This window comes from Gordonia sp. 852002-51296_SCH5728562-b, from assembly GCF_001665475.1.
In the GTDB taxonomy this organism is placed as follows: domain Bacteria; phylum Actinomycetota; class Actinomycetes; order Mycobacteriales; family Mycobacteriaceae; genus Gordonia; species Gordonia sputi.
This window is the reverse complement of record NZ_LZMI01000080.1, coordinates 1-1,647: the sequence shown is the minus strand read 5'-3', so window position 1 is coordinate 1,647 and position 1,647 is coordinate 1. Positions and strand designations below refer to the sequence as shown.

The window sequence follows — 1,647 nt, the reverse complement described above, 5'->3', positions numbered from 1 at the left end:
CCTCGATCCACCGATCGGCTTTTGCGGTGTGGTGAAAAGTGTTGAGCACGTTCGGCCTGGGTGGCGGGCATGAGTCAGTTGCCGATCTCTGATGTCGGCTTGTTTCACCGGGTTTCGGGATCGAGGCTGTTGGGCCGGGGTGGTTAGGGCCAGGTTGGCGGTCTTCGGTGAATAGTGTTGTCGAACAACAGGTTCCATTCGGTTTCCCACGGCCATCGGGCGGGTAGGTGCATGGTGATGCGCCGGGCTGAGGACGCGATACGCGCCGGAATGCAGATCAGGGTGCGGCGGACCGTGGATGTGGTGGCTTTGGCCAGACGCCCGCCGCTGAGGCTGGCGGCAGCACGAGTCAGGTTGAACGCGATGACCGCACACACCAGCCAGGCGGCGTTCGCGCAGAACTTTCCCGACGGCAGATGCGCGAGCGCGGAGGCTTTGAGATCGGCGTGAACTTGTTCGATGACCGCGTGGGCGCGGTGGGTCTTGTCGGCGGTGACGGTGTCGAGGTCGCTGGTGGTGAAGAAGGCGTGGAATCGCCACACATCGAACAGGCCGTCGCCCTCGGGTCGGAAGTCGGGGATACGGCGCACCACCAGCCGCCCGGGAACCTGCAGCGCTTTGGCTTTGGAGGTGAACGCGGTGAACGCTATCTCGGCGACCTCGGCACGTGAGATCCACAGTCCGGTGTCCGCGTCGAGAATCGCGTCGGTGTACTCGATCTTTGTCCACGCATCGGCTGCGATCTCGCTGATCGCCGCACGTATCCGCAAGTCTTGGCGCACGGTGACCGATACCTGGGCGCCGGCACCGATCGCAGCACTGACGGCGCGGTGACCGTAGAACGCTGAATCCGCCCGCACCAGCACCGGCCCCGACGCGTCAGTCGACCGCAGACGCCGCACGCTAGCCAGTGTGTCGGCGATCAACCGATGGGCTCCGCGGGCGGAATTGCATGCTCCTTTGCGTAGTCGTTGAGCAGCGATCACCGGTGCACCGTGGGCGGTGCTGATGGTGGTGATCGCCGAGTTGAGCCCCCGTACCCGGGTGTAGCCGAACCCAGCGCCCTGTTTGGCCGGGCCGTGGACCTCGATGATCGAGTCGTCGATGTCGACCATCACCGGCCCGTCGATCCCGGCCAGTACCGGGGTGTGGGTGTGCAGGCCAGCGAGCGTGCGGGCGGCGATCGCATCCAATTGCCGGACATGCCCGAACCGGAACTCGCGCAGAAACGACCCCAACGTCGACGGGGCATACGGATGGTCGAACACCTTCCCCATCGCACCGTGCCGCAGTACGGCCATGTCATCGATGCTGTCGGCACCGGCCACCATGCCCGCGACCAGCGAGAACACCTTCCGATCCGGATTGGCGCCCTTGTCGGTCGGCACCGTCAGATGCTCGAGAGCCAACCCCGACAGGCCCGCTTGCTCGGCCAACGTCATCACCGGCACCAACCCCGCCGCGCCGAGGAGATTCGGATCATCACAGGATGCAGACCGGACCGGATGACTGTGAGACAATCGCATCTACGAGATGCCCTTCTGCGTGCACGGATGGAAACCTAGACAATTCCCATTCTGTCACTCAGACAGGGCATTTCGTCTATCCCTCACCGCCCAAACGAATACGAATCGGTGGATCGAGGCT

1 protein-coding gene is annotated in these 1,647 nt (G+C 64.1%); it reads right to left on the bottom strand.

What is annotated here, in order from left to right:
* Window positions 1–143 precede the first annotated feature (143 nt).
* A complete protein-coding gene (locus A5766_RS14805; RefSeq protein ID WP_064868524.1) occupies window positions 144–1,526 on the bottom strand; it encodes an IS1380 family transposase in 1,383 nt (460 codons plus the stop codon).
* Window positions 1,527–1,647 lie beyond the last annotated feature (121 nt).

Excerpts from the sequence above, each read along its gene's own strand:
- A5766_RS14805 (WP_064868524.1), bottom strand. The coding sequence starts at position 1,526 with ATGCGATTGTCTCACAGTCATCCGGTCCGGTCTGCATCCTGTGATGAT.